Annotated in this window: 10 protein-coding genes and 1 pseudogene; 5 read left to right on the top strand and 6 right to left on the bottom strand. The window is 47.2% G+C overall.

Features of this window, described 5'->3' with window-relative positions:
- The first annotated feature begins 189 nt into the window (after positions 1 to 189).
- Both GO755_RS19655 and GO755_RS19650 read left to right on the top strand, forming a co-directional pair.
- Positions 190 to 2622: a TonB-dependent receptor gene (locus GO755_RS19655; protein WP_157587005.1), complete on the top strand. Its 2433-nt coding sequence runs from the start codon at positions 190 to 192 to the stop codon at positions 2620 to 2622.
- A gap of 67 nt (positions 2623 to 2689) precedes the next feature.
- On the top strand, positions 2690 to 3595 hold the full coding sequence (locus GO755_RS19650) for a DUF4249 domain-containing protein (RefSeq protein WP_157587004.1): 906 nt from the start codon (positions 2690 to 2692) through the stop codon (positions 3593 to 3595).
- Positions 3596 to 3673: 78 nt separating this feature from the next.
- Here GO755_RS19650 and GO755_RS19645 read toward each other — a convergent pair whose 3' ends face one another.
- Complete coding sequence (locus GO755_RS19645; RefSeq protein WP_157587003.1) at positions 3674 to 7243, bottom strand: VCBS repeat-containing protein; 3570 nt, start codon at positions 7241 to 7243, stop codon at positions 3674 to 3676.
- A gap of 107 nt (positions 7244 to 7350) precedes the next feature.
- Positions 7351 to 8910, bottom strand: coding sequence for a polysaccharide biosynthesis C-terminal domain-containing protein (locus GO755_RS19640; RefSeq protein WP_157587002.1), 1560 nt, complete (start codon positions 8908 to 8910; stop codon positions 7351 to 7353).
- 162 nt (positions 8911 to 9072) lie between these two features.
- Here GO755_RS19640 and purH point away from each other — a divergent pair, with 162 nt between their 5' ends.
- The 3 genes from purH to gatC all read left to right on the top strand — a co-directional run bounded on the left by purH (position 9073) and on the right by gatC (position 11770).
- The gene (gene purH, locus GO755_RS19635) at positions 9073 to 10617 is read left to right on the top strand and encodes a bifunctional phosphoribosylaminoimidazolecarboxamide formyltransferase/IMP cyclohydrolase (protein WP_157587001.1); all 1545 of its coding nucleotides are present in this window, start codon (positions 9073 to 9075) and stop codon (positions 10615 to 10617) included.
- Positions 10618 to 10718: 101 nt separating this feature from the next.
- On the top strand, positions 10719 to 11450 hold the full coding sequence (locus GO755_RS19630) for a lysophospholipid acyltransferase family protein (protein WP_157587000.1): 732 nt from the start codon (positions 10719 to 10721) through the stop codon (positions 11448 to 11450).
- A 32-nt stretch (positions 11451 to 11482) separates the two neighbouring features.
- Positions 11483 to 11770, top strand: a complete 288-nt coding sequence (gene gatC / locus GO755_RS19625) for an Asp-tRNA(Asn)/Glu-tRNA(Gln) amidotransferase subunit GatC (protein WP_157586999.1) — start codon at positions 11483 to 11485, stop codon at positions 11768 to 11770.
- Between the two features lie 9 nt (positions 11771 to 11779).
- Here the strand turns inward: gatC and GO755_RS19620 are convergent, their stop codons facing one another.
- From GO755_RS19620 to GO755_RS19605, 4 genes and pseudogenes are all read right to left on the bottom strand, one after another.
- On the bottom strand, positions 11780 to 12181 hold the full coding sequence (locus GO755_RS19620; RefSeq protein ID WP_317165912.1) for a DMT family transporter: 402 nt from the start codon (positions 12179 to 12181) through the stop codon (positions 11780 to 11782).
- A 233-nt stretch (positions 12182 to 12414) separates the two neighbouring features.
- Positions 12415 to 13917, bottom strand: a complete 1503-nt coding sequence (locus tag GO755_RS19615) for a DUF1501 domain-containing protein (RefSeq protein WP_157586998.1) — start codon at positions 13915 to 13917, stop codon at positions 12415 to 12417.
- A gap of 69 nt (positions 13918 to 13986) precedes the next feature.
- A pseudogene (locus GO755_RS19610) lies at positions 13987 to 14319 on the bottom strand (endonuclease domain-containing protein).
- Positions 14320 to 14440: 121 nt separating this feature from the next.
- Positions 14441 to 17215 carry a DUF1553 domain-containing protein gene (locus GO755_RS19605; RefSeq protein WP_157586997.1) on the bottom strand — a complete coding sequence of 925 codons (2775 nt, stop codon included), beginning with the start codon at positions 17213 to 17215 and terminating at the stop codon, positions 14441 to 14443.
- Positions 17216 to 17242: the final 27 nt, after the last annotated feature.

Genomic DNA, 17242 nt, shown 5'->3' with positions numbered 1-17242 from the left:
CGCGTATACGTAGCGACAAACGCAGCTTTCCTGATACGTTACTTATTGGTTTTGTCCAACACCAGCTACCGTTCAGAGGCTGTTTTAGTTGGTTTATCTATTTTTTGCCTAATACTAGTAGTAGTAACCATACTTTTGCGTTAACAACTTGAGCCGCTGTTCATGAATAGGTGGCCTATATCTGACGCAATGAAACATAGTTCTCTACATTGGCTATATTGTTTATTTATTTTTTGTCTGCCCATTCAAAGCAGTAGCGCACAAGGCTCGCCAACTACGAATAATACCAGTAACGGACAGAATAAAGGTGGCCGTACGGCAGGCTTTACGGTTAGCGGCTACATAAAAGATGCCGCCAATGGAGAAGGCCTGATTGGTGTATCGGTTTACGTAAAGGAGACCAGCACCGGGGCCGTTACAAATAGTTATGGATTCTTTGCTGTTACCCTACCACCGGGAAACTATAACGTTGTTATCAGCTACGTTGGTTACGAAAAACAGACCCGAGCTGTTGATCTAACCGAACATGATGTTCGCCTTGACCTTGAACTAAAACAAGAGGGAAAGCAGCTTCAGGAGGTAGTCGTATCGACGACACGCGAAGACGATAACGTCAAGAATATTGAAATGAGCGTCAACAAGATTGACGTAAAAACCCTGAAGCGGATTCCAGCACTCTTGGGGGAAGTTGACGTAATTCGGAGCATTCAATTGCTGCCCGGCGTATCGACGGTGGGCGAGGGGGCCACAGGTTTCAATGTTCGGGGTGGGAGTATAGACCAGAATCTGGTGCTGCTGGACGAAGCCCCGGTCTATAATTCGTCACACTTATTCGGCTTTTTCTCCGTCTTTAACCCCGATGCGGTTAAAGACGTAAAGCTGATAAAAGGGGGTATTCCGTCAAATTATGGCGGACGTATCGCTTCGATTCTGGATGTTCGGCTAAAAGAAGGAAACGCAAAAAAGCCTGAACTAAATGGCGGAATTGGCTTGATTTTTAGTCGATTATCCTACGAGCGACCTTTATTTAAAGGAAAAGGCTCGTTCATCGTAGCGGCTCGACGTTCGTACGCTGATATTCTGGCGCAACCCTTTTTGAATAGTGATCTGAAGGGTGCTAAATTCTACTTTTACGACCTGACGGCAAAAGGTAATTACCGCATCAACGACAAGAATACGGTCTTTTTGTCGGGCTATCTTGGGCGTGATGTATTCGGGTCTGACTTTGGGTTCAATTGGGGCAATACTACACTGTCGGCCCGCTGGAATCACGTATTTAACAACCGACTTTTTCTGAACACGACGGCTTATTACAGCAACTACGATTACTCGCTGAATACCGATCTGAAGCAGAAAACACCTAATGACTATTTCAGAACCGACTCCCGAATTCTGGATTATAGCATTAAACCTGATTTCTCATTTTTTCTGGGCAAAAATACAATCACGTTTGGGGGGCAGGCCATTGTGCATGATTTTCAGCCTGGTACAGCTACGGCCGCTAGTGCAGGAAGTGTTCGTTCATTCGGCATTGCAAACAAACATGCCCTCGAAAGCGCCCTTTACATTGGTAATGAACAGCAGACAACGCCTAAACTGCAACTCCAGTACGGCCTGCGCTATTCACTCTTTCAATACAAAGGACCAGGAGAAGCTTATACTTTTCAGGCAGATGTTCCGATGGGAACCCGACGAGAGGTTGTTACAACGGTGGATTATAAAGGGAGCGATGTCATAAAGACCTACGGTAACTGGGAACCGCGTTTTGCTGCCAAGTATGACCTAACGGATAATAGCTCGTTAAAGCTGAGTTATAATCGACTGGCACAATATATCCACCTGATTTCCAATACAACAGCCTCGACTCCACTGGATATCTGGACACCATCGACCAACAATATCAAACCACAGATTGCGGATCAGATTGCGGGTGGATACTTCAAAAACTTTGGACGCACCGGTAGCGAATTCGAGGCATCGGTAGAGGTTTATTATAAATGGTTGCAGAACCAGATTGACTATATCGATGGGGCTAGCCTGATTCTGAATAAATATCTTGAAGGTGATTTGCTAAGCGGTAGAGGTCGGGCTTATGGAGCCGAATTTTTCGTCAAACGAAATACGGGTGTCGTGAATGGATGGATTAGCTATACGCTGGCCAAAACTGAGCGGCAAGTGGCGGGTATTAACAATGGCGATTGGTATCCAACTCGTTTCGACAAACGACATACGCTGACCTCGGTACTCCTTTTTGATCCACCGAATGCAAAGCGCTGGAATTTCTCGGCCACGTTTACATATGCTAGTGGTACACCCGGTACATTCCCAACGGGTCGGTTTGTGTTTGATGGCCATGTCGAACCGATTTATGAGGGACGTAACAATTACCGAATTCCAGCTTACCATCGACTCGATCTGGCAGCCACGTTACAGGGACGCAAACGTCCGGGCAAACGTAAGGAAGACAATTGGGTATTTTCAGTCTACAACGCGTACGCCCGCAAAAATGCGTTTTCGGTTTATTTCCAGCCGAACGCCGATAATCCGCAGGTCACCGAAGCAATTCGGTACTCGGTGTTTGCGACGATCATTCCTTCAGTGACGTATAATTTCAAATTTTAGTAGTACCGACCCTCTGGGTCGGCCGATATATGGATAAACACCCGGCTCAGTGGGTCGGTACTATATTATGCAACGATACTTTGTTCTTTTATTCTTTTTAACTGGCGTTCTAGGGCTAAACAGCTGTACGACTGTCATCGACGCCAAACTCAACACGGGCCCCGTTCAGCTTTCTGTAGAAGGTATCCTGACCGACCAACCTGGCTCACAGACGATTATTCTGACGCAGACGGCACCTTATTTTGATAGTAGTACTCCACCGGCGGCTACCAGCGCAACGGTTACCGTGACGGATGATGCAGGAAAGACGTATCGTTTTCTAGATGCCAGGAACACAGGTTATTATATTTGGCAACCAACGGGTAAAGACACACTAGGGCACATTGGCCGGACGTATCAGCTTACCATTGCTTATCAAGGTGAAACCTATAATGCCAGCTCGAAAATAAGCCCGGTTCCGCCAATAGATTCGATCATTTTTGTGAAGAGGAAACGTAGCCCGTTATCAAAAATAGAAGGTTACCGGGCTGAGTTTTACGCCAACGATATACCCAAGGAAACGGACTATTACAGGATTCGTTTTTTTCGAAATGGCGAGCTGCAAAATAAAGCGAATAACATCATTACCTCGCAGGATGGTGGATTTCGGGGTAACAATAATGGAGTTACAGACGGACTTACGTTTATTGTCCCGATTCGCCGATCGATCAATCCAGATAGCCTTTATGCGCTGAATGATAATGTGACTGTTGAACTCCATTCACTCACTCTGGATGCCATTAATTTCTGGCAGCAAACTCGAACTCAGATTACCAACGGTGGTCTATTCGCCACGCCCCCGACTAATGTGCCAACGAATATTATTAACGCTGATGCCAACGGACGAAAAGCGACAGGTTTCTTTATGACATCGGCGGTACGAAGCCGGAGCGCCAGCGTCGTCCAGGCGAATATTCGTGTGAGAGAGGATTGAGTTGAATTAGTATACCCACGGTCTTTAGGCCGTGTTTTGACAACTTCATACACGGCCTAAAGACCGTGGGTATACTAATTACTTCTTCACAATCTCTTCTCCCGGTAGTAGCCAAACTCCATGTGCAGATTGCCCATAGAACGAAGTTCCGAAGGGGATTTCCTGTCGTCGGGTGTGCCCGTTTTTCAACCGAATAGAGACGGCTGTTGTCTTGGCATCGACGGGCGTAAACGTTTGTGGCTGTTGTACCGCAAATACACGTAATGGCCCTCGGTTTTCGGTTACTGCGAATCGGCAGTGGCCTTGGGCGTCGGGCAAGTCAACCAGCGCTTTAGCATTGCCGGGAACGTAGAAGCCGGTTTGTGCCATCGTAAGTGTTGAAAATCCGCCTTTCCCATCGCCTTTGAGTATCACTCCGTTGAAGGCATCCATACGACCTCCTACCATGTCACTGCCGTATTCATTCCCAACCAGTACTGCATCTAAGTTGCCATCGCCATCAACATCTTGGGCTATCATACCAAATACAGGGGCCGTTTGCGCCATTATTGGTAATGGCCGAATGTCAAACTTGCCATTACCTTTATTTTCGATGTAGCTACTCTGTGTGTAATTGGCCGTGAGTTTCAGCGCCTGATTACGCTCATCTTCGGTCAAAATCTGGCTGATGGTTGCTTCGCCAAAGGGTCCGTATTTAAGATACCGCTTTTTGATACCAATCATCTGTTTTATCATATCGTCCCAGCCGAAATAGGGATATTCTTCGTACTGGCCCTTGGCATTTTTGAAATAAACGGTCGGAAATGCATCGTAGAAACCGTTGTTATCGAAGTCACCTGCGTAGATACGCAGAGGCCGTTCGGTAGTGGCTCGAAGCAGGGTATTCTGGCCCATATTGCCTGCCAGATAATCTACATCGCCATCATTATCAAAGTCGCCTGGGGTCAGGGAGTTCCAGAAGCCCATTTTATCCGATAGGCCGCTGTTATCGAGGGGTTGTAAATGGCCCTTCTCATTCCGAAGCATGGTGAGTGGAGCCCATTCACTAGCGAGTAATAGATCATCATCGCCGTCATTGTCATAATCGGTCCAGAGGGCATCGCAGGTCAGACCACCTTTGGCAAGAATCGGGGCCAACTCCTTCGTGACATCTGTAAAATGGGGTTGACCTTTCTTACTGTCATTCCGAAGCAAGTAGCTGGGAACCGACATGGGGTATTTGTAGGGCTCAACACGCCCGCCAACAAAGAGGTCAAGGTCGCCGTCTTTATCGAAGTCAGCCGCTTTTACACAGGAAGCATTGAGTTGGAAATTCGGTAATGCGTTCGGAGCCAGCGTGAAATTGCCATTGCCATCGTTTACGTAAAGTCGCTGGCGCAGTGCTTCTGCTAGTTGATTGGCTGGGAATTCGGGACTTCCGCTAGCTGCATATAGATCCAAATCGCCATCGGCATCAGCGTCAAACAACAGGAGGCCGGCATCTTCCGACAACTTGGTTGGTAAGGGTTTCAGGGTAAAATGACCATTGGGTTGTTGCAGGAGCAATTCCGTGGAGTACTTGGAACTTCCGCCAACAACCATATCCATCAATTTATCTCCATTCACATCGCCCACGGCTAGTGCAGGGCCATATTCAGTAAGTTTGTGCAACAGAGTTTTTTGCAGGTTGAAGTCAATAATATCTGTTTCCTCGTGCTTATAGGTAATGCCCAGATCGGCAGTAATATCTTTTAACAGGGTTTTAGGGGCCGAAATAGTCTCGTTTGCTTCGCCCGGTTTAGCATCTACTGCTTTTACCGTAATCGTCTGGTCGGCATTTACGTTTGGGAAAATCTGGACCCGCCCACCCGGCCAGGTCACTTTTAGGTTTTTGATACTCTTTATTTTCCCTAAACCAAAGTGTGCAGTCGGCTCAACGCTCGACAAAAAACCTCGATACGGTGTGTGCTCATAAAATTCTTTTCGACCATCTGGTAGCTCATACTCAACGATAGCACCCAGCCCCATTACATTAGCTCCATCGCCCTGAAACCGAATACGGAGGTAGTGCGCCTGTTCAGATTTCTTATCAGTGAGGGTATTTCGGTAGACGAAGGCTTCGTCGTCAATATTATTGACAATGTAATCGAGGTCGCCATCGCCATCGAAATCGGCATAGGCTGCTCCATTCGCAAAATTCGGTTCGCTGAAGCCCCAAAGATCGGTTACGTTTTCAAAAGCTGGACCGCCTGACCGATCATTGCCCCGGTTTCGGTACGCATAGTCGCTAACTTTTACCCGTGGTATTTTTTCAGTTAATTCTTTGCGAAGAGCATCACTGAGGTAGGTATTTACGGAGCTGTAGTAATTCGTGAAATCACGATCTGTGACGTCGCGAGGGAAACCGTTAGTAATCAATAAATCCCGATAGCCGTCGTGATCAAAATCGGCCAATAGTGGCGACCAACTCCATTCGGTTTCGGCCACACCTGCCAACATGCTGATTTCACTGAAAACAGGCATGCTTGCATGCGATGTATCTGTAGGCCGTACCCCCTGATTAAGTTGTAAGGTATTGCGGGCGTATTGGTGTTCGTAGCCTAATCTGTCCCATTCCTGGTAGGCATAATAGCTGCTGGGCCCCATCAGACTCTTTTTACGAAGATTGTCTTCAGGGAGCATATCCATCACAACAATGTCGGCTAGACCATCACCATTAATATCGGCCACATCATTCCCCATTGCCGACGAGCTGGTGTGTTTAAAGGACTCATGAGCGCGATTCGTGAACGTGCCGTTGTGGTTGTTAATGTACAGCACGTCGTTTGTGGCGAAGTCGTTGGTCACGTAAATATCCTTCCAGCCATCGCGGTTAATATCACAGATATTCAGCCCTAAGCCAAAGCCCTCAGCCACCGTACCGGCCTGTTTAGTAACGTCGGTGAAGAAGGCATGGCCCCGTTTAGGATCGAAATCGTTGCGATAGAGCCGGTCTGTATTTGGCGATGTCCCATCATCTACCCGAGTTCGCAGGTTATTTGGATTTCGTGGATCAGCAATCTGGTCGACCAGTACAAACAGGTCCAGATCCCCATCATTATCATAATCAAAAAAGGCGGAGTGCGTCGTAAATGTCGTATCGGCAATACCATAATCGGCGGCCATTTCGCGGAATTTAGGAGCACCATCTCCATCATTGCCCTGATTGACATACAAGAGGTTAGCCCGTTGTGCCCCCTTTTTTTTGAGCGTGGTGGATATGTACACATCAAGCTTCCCATCGGCATTTATATCAACTACCGATACACCAGAACACCAGCGACCACCGCCATCAACACCTGCCGACTGAGTAATGTCTTTAAAGTGTAGCTTGCTATCTGCCGATTCCGTTTCATTAATATAGAGCTTGTTTGCTACCTGATTGCCAGCGAAAAACACATCGGGTTTTTGGTCTCCATTGAAATCGCCAACACCAACACCACCACCATTGTAGATATATTGATAGTTGAGAATGTTGAGCGTATCGCTGTCGGTAATTGTATTCGCGAATGTAATGCCTGTTTCAGAGGAGTTGAGCCGTTCAAAGAGGGGTTTTTCACGGCATGATGAAAGTAAGAACAATAAAGCGACGGGCAGTAGCCACACGCTATTTCGATAGGTTGGTTTCATGAATATAAATGAGCCGTTTTTACGGGGGCAGAATAAGCAGATTATCTTGCAATTTACCTATAAAATGTACCTCAGATGCAATTCAACGCATTTTTGTAGGCTTTAGTCTATGGATTAATCTCCACAGGTTTATTTGTACGCTTACGGAAGCGAGTCAGTGCTGGCCGAAAGGTGTCTCGTTCAACGAAAATAACGACACCCAGGAAGAGACCAAATAAAACCATATGTACAGGTACCGAAATCCAAAGATTAGAAATAGGAAGTTGCCAGGATGCATAAATCAATAAACCAGCACCAAACAGGTAGCCAACTGCTGATAGAACATGATAAGGAACAGGGTAATATTTCTCCCCCAACAGGTAACACATTACCATCATAACCAGACTAGACACTGAAAAGGCTACTGCACAACCCATATAGCCTATTATCGGAATGAGCAACAGATTGAGGGCAATCGTTACGCCTGTTCCAATAACGGTAATCAGGGTGCCATAGCTCGTTTTGTCACTCAGTTTAAACCAGAACGAAATGTTGTAATAAACACCCAGTAGCAGATTCCCCAGCAATAATAATGGCACGACATCTAAGCCGACACGATACGCTTTCGACCGTAAAAATAGCTGACCAAGCAGGTCGAGATTGAGACTGACACCCACCCAAATCAGTACGCAAACGATGATAAACCATTTCGTAACATTGGCCAGTAAGGCTGGCGCATTTTTATCTTCGGCCTGTGAGAAAAAGAATGGGTCGGCGGCAAACTTGAACGATTGAATCGCTAAGGCCATAAAAACTGATAATTTCAGACAGTTGCCGTAAATTCCCAGCACAGCTTCTGACGATAGGCCCGGATAAAAACCCAGCGGTAGCAAATGACGCAGAAATAGTCGGTCGGTCAGTAAATTAAGGACGCTTGCCAGATTGGTCAGCATAATTGGGAAAGCGTAGGCGACTAAGGCCCAGCTTTGCGGACCATTAAGCTGGAATCGGAATCCGGCGAATGCTTTCCGAATAATAATAAAGTAAAGGGCATTGCCGATTAAATTGGCCAGAAAGGTATAGCCTGGGCCAATCTTCGGGTCATAAATTAAATTGGCTATTGGCTGTAGTGAGAGGAGGTATTTTCCTTCATAAATGTCTTTGGCGAGAATTAGAAAAAAGACATTAAGGGCAACCACAATGACGATGTTCGTGATTTTTGCTCCAACAAACTCGCGGGCCCGGTTCTCAACCCGAAGTCGGGCAAATGGAATCGCCACGATAGCGTCAATCGCAACTAAAAGAGCTGACCACTGCACGAATCGCTCCTGACCAGGGTAATTCAGCCAATTAGTTATTGGCGTAGCCAGACTAAAGAGGGCAATAGAAGACGTTACGCTTATACAGACCACAATACTCAGTGACTGGTTAAAAATGCGGTTCTTTTCTTCGATGGGCTGATTTTTAGAACGAGCAATAAATCGGAAAAATGCGGTTTCCAGTCCCAATGTGTAAACAACGAGCAACACGCCAATCCAGCCGTAAAGCTCCACATTCGACGCCATTGCCGATGGCTTTTGAAAAGCATAGGTTTGAATAGGCACCAACGCGTAATTGAGCAGCCGTCCCAGAATAGTGCTGATCCCATAAAGCGCCGTATCGCCCGCTAATTTTTTAAATGTACTCATTGATAAAAAGAATGTCTGGCTAATCGTAGCCTACCCTGTTCTAGCAGACAAAGTTAAGACCTTTGGTTATCTTTGCACGTCAAGTCGAAGCAGGCTACCGGCTGTTTCGCGAAACGTGCACCTATTCTACTGAAGCAGCCGGAGCCTGTTTCGGCCAAGTCCATGTCTCTCAAAATCTCCTCTGCGCTGGTTTCCGTTTTTTATAAAGACGGTCTAGAACCTTTAGTCCGTTTATTAAACGAACAGAACGTCAAAATCTATTCGACGGGTGGTACCCAGGCATTTATTGAACAACTTGGTATTCCGGTTACGGCCGTTGAAGACCTGACAGGGTATCCGTCTATTTTTGGCGGTCGGGTTAAAACGCTGCACCCAGCTGTTATGGGCGGCCTTCTGTATCGGCGCGATGTTCCAGAAGATCTTGCCCAGGCTGAGCGGCACCAGATTCCACCCATTGATCTGGCAATTGTAGATCTGTATCCATTTGAAGAAACAGTGGCGTCGGGTGCGTCGGACGAGGACGTCATTGAGAAAATTGACATTGGTGGTATTTCACTTATTCGGGCAGCGGCTAAGAATTATAACGATGTGCTGATCGTATCGTCCCGAAGTCAATATGCTGATGTGGTCGATTTGTTGACCCAGAAAAATGGCGCTACCGATTTAAGCGATCGCCGGGAGTATGCTGGTAAAGCGTTTGCCGTTACGTCGCACTATGATACGGCTATTCAGTCCTATTTTTCTGGAACTACGCAACGCGCGGGTACAACTGGGCCTATTTACGACTTCAAAACGCTACCTCCGAATCACCTCCGCTACGGTGAAAATCCGCACCAGCAGGCAACGTTTTACGGCGATCTGGAAGCTATGTTCGATAAATTACATGGCAAGGAGTTGTCGTACAATAATTTGGTGGATGTCGATGCCTGCGTAAGTCTGATCGATGAGTTTGCGCATGATGAAGCAAAGGCTTTTGCCATTATCAAACATACCAACGCTTGCGGCATTGCGACGGCTCCTACTGGAAAGGAGGCTTATTTAAACGCACTGGCCTGCGATCCTGTATCCGCTTTTGGCGGTGTAGTCATTACCAACGCGCCTGTTGATCTGGAGACCGCAGAGGAGCTGAATAAGCTCTTTATGGAAATTCTGATTGCGCCCGATTATACAACCGAAGCACTGAGCCTGTTAAAGTCGAAAAAGAACCGTATTCTGCTGAAACGTAATGCAGTTGCTCTGCCAACGGTTATGTTCAAAACGATCTTGAACGGGGTATTAGAGCAGGACAAAGACAACCAGGCCGAAACAGCCGACCAATTTAAAGTTGTTACGCAGAAAGCTCCAACGGATAGCGAAAATCGGGCACTGGAGTTTGCCTTGAAAGTGTGTAAACACACGAAATCAAATACTATCGTGCTTGCGAAAGAAGGCCAGCTTTTAGCAAGCGGTGTTGGCCAAACGTCTCGCGTAGATGCCTTACGGCAAGCCATTGAAAAAGCACACTCATTTGGATTCGATCTGGACGGGGCCGTTATGGCTTCGGATGCCTTTTTCCCGTTCCCTGACTGTGTAGAAATTGCTGGTCAGGCTGGGATTACGGCGGTTGTACAACCTGGGGGCTCTATTCGCGATCAGGACTCTATTGACTATTGCAATCAGCATGGCCTGGCGATGGTTACGACGGGCGTGAGACATTTTAAACACTAACTTTTTTGTCATGCTGACGAAGGAAGCATCTTAATGTATCATAACCTGAGAGTTAATTTACATTAAGATGCTTCCTTCATCAGCATGACAAAAGCTACATCATGCGACTACTCTACACAATCTGGTGCGCTATATATTTTGTAACGCTGTATCTCGTGCTGTTTCCGTTCCAGTTTGTGTTTTTGCAACGCGACTCATGGAAGCCTATTGCTCACAAAATCAACTACATCTGGGGGATGTTGTTTTTTATTGGTGTAGGCATTCCAGTTCGGGTTGATCGTCGTTTCCGACCCGATCCTAAACGAACGTATGTATTTTGTGCAAACCATTTTTCGTATTTAGACATAGCCGCAATGGGCGTAATTGTAAAAAACTATTACGCGTTCGTTGGGAAAAGTGACGTAAAACATATTCCCTTGCTAGGCTATATGTTTGCCAAATTGCACGTTCAGGTAGATCGGAGCCAGCCGAATAGCCGGGCATATTCGTTGGCCAAGTCAATTCGGACGTTGGCATCGGGCCGGAGCATTATGATTTTTCCGGAAGGAGGTATTCGTGCGCCTGAGCCGCCCCAGATGGTACCGTTTAAAGATGGCGCGTTTACGATGGCTATTCAACAGCAGGTGCCTATTGTACCTGTTTCGTTGTTAAATAATTATCAGATTCTGCCCGACAAAAGTCCGGTTCGGTTTCATTGGCATCCACTGCGGGCCGTCATTCATCCGCCAATTGAAACAACGGGTATGACGCCAGATGATGTGGAGCGCCTAAAAGAAGAAACATATAAAATTATAAATGATGAATTAATGAGCGGAAAGAAAGTAGTGGCCTAAAACTCACACTTTCACTCTTTCGCTCTTTCGCTATGAAAGTCGATCACGAAACGCTTGAAAAAATTGCCCACCTGGCCCGGCTAGAAGTTCGGCCAGAAGAGGAAGCCGACTTGCTCAACAGCCTGAACGGTGTGTTGACCTGGATGGAACAGCTTAATGAAATTGATACGACAGGCGTTGAACCATTGACACATATTTCACTGGAAACCAATGTTTTGCGCGAGGATGTTGTCGGAAACCACCTGTCTCGCGAAAAAGCATTGTCCAATGCTCCTCAACACGACGAGCAGTTTTTTGAAGTGCCTAAAGTATTGGAATAAAGGAGATTGCTAGGGATTCATATCGGCTGGTCCAACCATGCGCAGGCCAATAATGCCGACTGTAATCACGAGAATAAAGAACAATTCACTCCACGACCAGCTTATCTTTAACCAGATAATGTCGGCTGCTTTTATAAATACGAGTGAGACGGCCATCCAGACGGCAAAAGCGGTTGTTGTGGAGATGGTGCGCATGGCGGCTGCCAACATCAACGTATTAACAATGCCAAAAACTACATAGGCTAGCCAGGGCAGCAGGACAGGTAGGCCGCCATCGAGACGATAGAACGTGGCCCAACGCATGGACTTCAGATCATCCCAGCTTATATATTTTAGCGAATACGTCCATGCCATTTCGCAGGCTGCTGCACCAAGTAGATACAGCCACGAGAGGATGCTTTGCTTTATCACGGCTCTTTCTGAAAAGGCGAAAGAAACGGGTATCCATTTTCGAATCCAACCGTTTCTGGTTAACAAATTGTGTCTATTTTACCATAACAGTTAAGAACACATTTTGTCTAGAAATCCAATCGACAGCTAAACTATAAGAACGCAGCTAAGGCGGATTGGGCTGATCTACGCAGATAAAAATCCGTGTAGATCAGCCCAATCCGCCTTAGCTGCGTCCCAGATTAAGCCAGAAATTAAGCCAGAATCGGTTTTACAACCTTCCCGGCCACATCGGTCAACCGGAACGGGCGACCCTGAAACTGATAGGTTAGTTTCGTATGATCGAAGCCAAGTAAATGCAGAATAGTGGCTTGCAGGTCGTGGACATGTACTTTGTCTTTCACACCATAGTAGCCGATGTCGTCGGTTTCGCCATATGAAAAGCCTTTTTTTACACCGCCACCCGCCATCCAGACCGTAAAGGCATCAAGGTGATGGTCGCGACCCATGAACGGTAGTACCTGCCCGTCACGATTTTCCTGCATGGGTGTCCGACCGAACTCGCCACCCCAAACGACCAGCGTGTCGTCTAACAAACCACGCTGTTTAAGGTCTTGTAGCAGCGCTACCACGGCCTGATCCGATTCTTTACATTTTGTATGAAGACCAATGTCAATCGAACCATCAGCACTGGTGCCGTGAGTATCCCAGCCCCAATCAAAAAGTTGTACGAAACGAACCCCTCGTTCAACTAATCGGCGTGCCAATAGACAGTTTCGGGCAAACGAGCCTTTGTTCGGATCGACACCGTAGCTATCTAAAATATATTGTGGTTCGCTTTTAATATCCATCGCGTCAGGAACGGACATCTGCATCCGAAATGCTAGTTCGTATTGAGCAATGCGAGTCAGAATTTCGGGGTCTTTTACGTCTTCGTACTGCTGCTGATTAATTTGAGTAATCGCATCAATGGTCTGTTTCCGAACATCACGATTCATGCCCGACGGATCTGATGCATACAGTACCGGATCACCATCGGTGCGACATTGAACGCCCTGGTAAACTGTTGGTAAAAAACCACTTCCCCAAATAGACTTGCCCGCATCGGGTTGTTTGCCGCCCGATGCTAACACGATGTAGCCCGGTAAATTGTCATTTTCAGTGCCAAGCCCGTACGTTACCCACGACCCCATGCTTGGACGTCCCAGGCGGGCACTGCCCGTATGCATAAGCAACTGGGCAGGTGCATGGTTGAACTGGTCGGTATGCATAGCTTTGAGGAATGTAATATCGTCTACAACTCCCTGTAAATGGGGTAAATAGTCGGATACCCACGCGCCTGATTGCCCATGTTGGGCAAACTTGCCCTGCGGTCCCAGCATTTTTGGAACGCCCCGAATAAAGGCGAATTTTTTACCTTCGAGTAACGCCTGTGGACAGTCTTTACCGTTGTACTTAGTCAGTTCGGGTTTATAATCAAATAATTCCAATTGGCTCGGCGACCCAGCCATATGGATATAAATAACCCGTTGTGCTTTGGGTAAAAACTGCGATGGGTGAGGGGCTGTAGGCTCCCCAGACGGTTGGGTACTCCCAACTGTATTGTCTTGCGGACTGCCTTTGCCGAAAAAGCCACAACTACTTAAAACCGAGCTAAGCGCCATTGCGCCCAGTCCTGTTGAGCAGGTATGTAGAAAATGCCGCCGTGTTTCTCGCTCGGCAGCCGCCTGCTGAAGTTCGTGAAGGAGTTTGTTCATGTTGTTTCTGTGATTACCCCACCCCCGGCCCCTCCCCTTGAACTAAGGGGAGGGGGGAGAATGCGAGCCTTAATTGTTAAAGCTGGCTCTGATTTTAGTAAGCGTTGCGTCTATATCCGTTTCTATTTCAAGATTGTCGATACGTAACGTGCTTATCTGTAACTGAGCCAGCGTTCGATCTCGTTCTGTATCATGAATAATTGCTTCTGGACTTTTATGGACATCACCATCTATTTCGATACAAAGTCGTTCGGCAGGTCAATAGAAATCAAGAATATATACACCTACGCTATGCTGTCTCCGAAATTTCCGACCATCCAATTGACTCCCTCGCAATCGTTCCCAAAGTAATGATTCGAACATGGTTGGGCTTTTTCGTAATTCCCGACGAAACACTTCCATCGCTTTCCGATTATGAATCAGTTGACCCATTATTTTCCTTTTTAAATCAACCTTAAAACGAACGAGAATTTCCTTTTAGCCCCTCCCCTTTTTTCAGGGGAGGGGTTGGGGTGGAGTAGCTTCATTCTTTCGTAATCACCTCATCCAGATTCAGCATCGTATTGGCTGTCACGGTCAAGGCTGCTAATTGGGGCGAAACTTTTTTACAGTCGAAGCCAGGTCGATCCAGTAAATTCTCCGCTTCACCCGGCTTCTGGCGATAATAATCTTCGGTTGTTCGATACAGTCGGGTTAGCACTGCCAATTTTTTGGGGGATAGATCGCGGAGCATAACTTGCCGAAACCCTGCCTGAATCTGTTGCTCAGGCGATGAGCCATGCCTACGCATATATTCCCCTAAGTTCTGTGCAGCTTCGACATAAACAGGGTCGTTGAGTGTTACTAAAGCCTGCAAGGGTGTGTTAGTACGTAGCCGACGAAGTTGACAAAACTCCCGGCTGGGACTATCAAACGTCACCATTGATGGGTAAGGTGCGGTTCGTTTCCAATAGGTGTATAAGGCTCGTCGGTGCAGATCTTCGCCAGTGCTTTGCTTCCACGATTCGCCATCGTAGGGCGATTGCCAGATGCCGTCGGGTTGCATAGGCATCACGCTGGACCCATACATTTTGTGGCTCAATAGGCCGCTAACAGCTAGTGCCTGATCATGAACGGCTTCGGCCGACAACCGAACGCGTGGTCCACGAGCCAGCAGTTTGTTAAAAGGATCTTTGGCCAGCATTTCGGGAGAAGCATTGGATTGTTGTCGGTAAGTAGCCGACATCACCATCTTTTTCAGGAGCTTCTTTACACTCCACTGATCAGTTTCCATAAACTCAGCAGCCAGATAGTCGAGCAATTCGCGGTGGGTGGGCGGAATTCCCTGGGTACCCATATCTTCAACTGTTTCAACGATACCCGTACCGAACAACTGTTCCCAGAACCTATTTACAGCTACGCGCGCTGTAAGTGGGTGCTCTCGGCTAACCATCCAACGAGCCATGCCCAGCCGATTTTTAGGTAGGGTAGGGTCCATCGCCGGAAATGACTTTGGTACATCGGGCGTTACTCGTTTGCCTTTCACCATCCAGTTTCCTCGCTCAAAAACATGGGTTTCCCGAGCCAGATCGCCCGAGCCGTCGAGCATGATGGGGGTTTGTTCAACGTCAGCGTTTAATAGATTCAGTAGTAATTTATCTTGCTCCCCAACTGCATTCTGAGGCTGACCCGGTAGAATAGGGGCAAAAGCAACCCATTTAATCTGCACCCACTCTTTCGGCTTCTCTGGGCTATCCAGCGATAAATACAGGCTATGCCGACCCTGAATAGATGATAGCGGGATCATCTGAACCGTATCCTTACCGGGTTTTGGCGTTGGAATTTTTACTAAAACCGGCCCATCTAACTTATCCTGATGAATGGTAACTGTGGCGTTGGTTGCTTTAGTCCCCCATTTTATCAATAAGCGAGGACGTCCTGTCAGCGTTATGTCTTTAATCCGGCATGAGCCTTTGTCCTGAAAACCAAAGTACTTAGCATCAAGGAGAGAGGCATTAACGTATTGGTCAAAATCGTGAGAATTGATTTTAGGCTCTACCGTGCGAAGCAGGTGTGTGACCTGATCAATATTGGCCTGGGCCTGTTTCGGATTCTTAATACTTCCAGTAATGTACCGCTGTAAACCAACGAGTTTGAGTGAGTCTTCAGTTTTATAAAAACGGAGCGTTGGTGTATCGCTGGTTACGTCTTCGTCGCGGGAGTTATTGAAAAACGCGAGGTATTTGTAATACTCATCGTGTGTAAATGGGTCGTAAGGATGACTGTGACATTGGATGCAGGCAAAGGTTGTGCCTCCAAATACATCCCAGGTCGTATTTACGCGATCAAGTACGGCCGCAATCCGGAATTCTTCATCCTGGGTGCCGCCTTCATCATTGGTCATCGTGTTTCGGTGGAAACCCGTTGCAATGAGCTGATCGTCTGTTGGCGTAGGCAATAAATCGCCTGCCAGTTGCTCAACAGTGAATTGATCGAAGGGTTTGTCCTGATTAAAAGCCTTGATGAGCCAATCTCTATAGCGCCAGATTTTACGACCCGGATCGCGCTCATATCCTTTGGTATCAGCATAACGAGCCAAGTCGAGCCACATACCCGTCCAACGTTCGCCATAAGCAGGCGACTTTAGCAGGCGATCAACAACCTTTTCATAAGCCTCTGGCGATTTATCTGCGGCAAAGTCAGCTACTTCTTTTTCTGTTGGTGGCAGACCCGTCAGGTCAAGCGATACCCGGCGAATCAGCGTGGTACGGTCAGCCTCGGGTGAAGGCTTCAGGGCATCCTTTTTTAGTTTATCAAGAATAAAATGATCAATCTCATTTTTAGCCCATTCAGTTTCGTCGTTAGCTGTTATTCCCAGACGGCTTAGGAGTGTACCAATCGTAGGAACATCCGGCTTTTCTACCGATTGATAAGCCCAGTGATCCCCCCACTCAGCTCCCTGATCAATCCACTTACGGAGGAGGTCAATTTCGTCAGGCTTTAAGGCAGGATGATCGAGTGGCATACGCTCATCGGGGTCAGTTAGGGTGAGTCGACGGATCATCTCACTGGCGTCGGCATCGCCCGGAACAATAGCAAGTTTGCCCGATTTGGCTGGTGCGAGAGCTTCTTGTTTAAATAAGAGCGAAAAGCCAGCCGCTTTTTTTACACCCCCGTGACAGACAATGCAATTTTTGTTGAGTAATGGCTTGATTTGGGTATTGTAGTCCACTCGTTTCTCGAAAATTCCAAGAAACGACGAGAGCAGTAAGGCCGACGCCAATCCTGCCATGCCAACAAGTATCCACTGAGTTTTCATATAACCGACATAGGCAAACACTGCTAC

It is taken from the genome of Spirosoma arboris (assembly GCF_009754945.1).
Lineage (GTDB): Bacteria > Bacteroidota > Bacteroidia > Cytophagales > Spirosomataceae > Spirosoma > Spirosoma arboris.
Note: the sequence above shows the minus strand (reverse complement) of the source record. Positions and strands in the feature narration are given on the sequence as shown.

What these genes read in the sequence shown, in the direction of transcription:
- GO755_RS19605 (WP_157586997.1), bottom strand. Translation starts at nt 17,215, where the DNA reads ATGAAAACTCAGTGGATACTTGTTGGCATGGCAGGATTGGCGTCGGCC.
- GO755_RS19640 (WP_157587002.1), bottom strand. Translation starts at nt 8,910, where the DNA reads ATGAGTACATTTAAAAAATTAGCGGGCGATACGGCGCTTTATGGGATC.
- GO755_RS19645 (WP_157587003.1), bottom strand. Translation starts at nt 7,243, where the DNA reads ATGAAACCAACCTATCGAAATAGCGTGTGGCTACTGCCCGTCGCTTTA.
- GO755_RS19650 (WP_157587004.1), top strand. Translation starts at nt 2,690, where the DNA reads ATGCAACGATACTTTGTTCTTTTATTCTTTTTAACTGGCGTTCTAGGG.
- GO755_RS19615 (WP_157586998.1), bottom strand. Translation starts at nt 13,917, where the DNA reads ATGAACAAACTCCTTCACGAACTTCAGCAGGCGGCTGCCGAGCGAGAA.
- GO755_RS19655 (WP_157587005.1), top strand. Translation starts at nt 190, where the DNA reads ATGAAACATAGTTCTCTACATTGGCTATATTGTTTATTTATTTTTTGT.
- gatC (WP_157586999.1), top strand. Translation starts at nt 11,483, where the DNA reads ATGAAAGTCGATCACGAAACGCTTGAAAAAATTGCCCACCTGGCCCGG.
- purH (WP_157587001.1), top strand. Translation starts at nt 9,073, where the DNA reads ATGTCTCTCAAAATCTCCTCTGCGCTGGTTTCCGTTTTTTATAAAGAC.
- GO755_RS19630 (WP_157587000.1), top strand. Translation starts at nt 10,719, where the DNA reads ATGCGACTACTCTACACAATCTGGTGCGCTATATATTTTGTAACGCTG.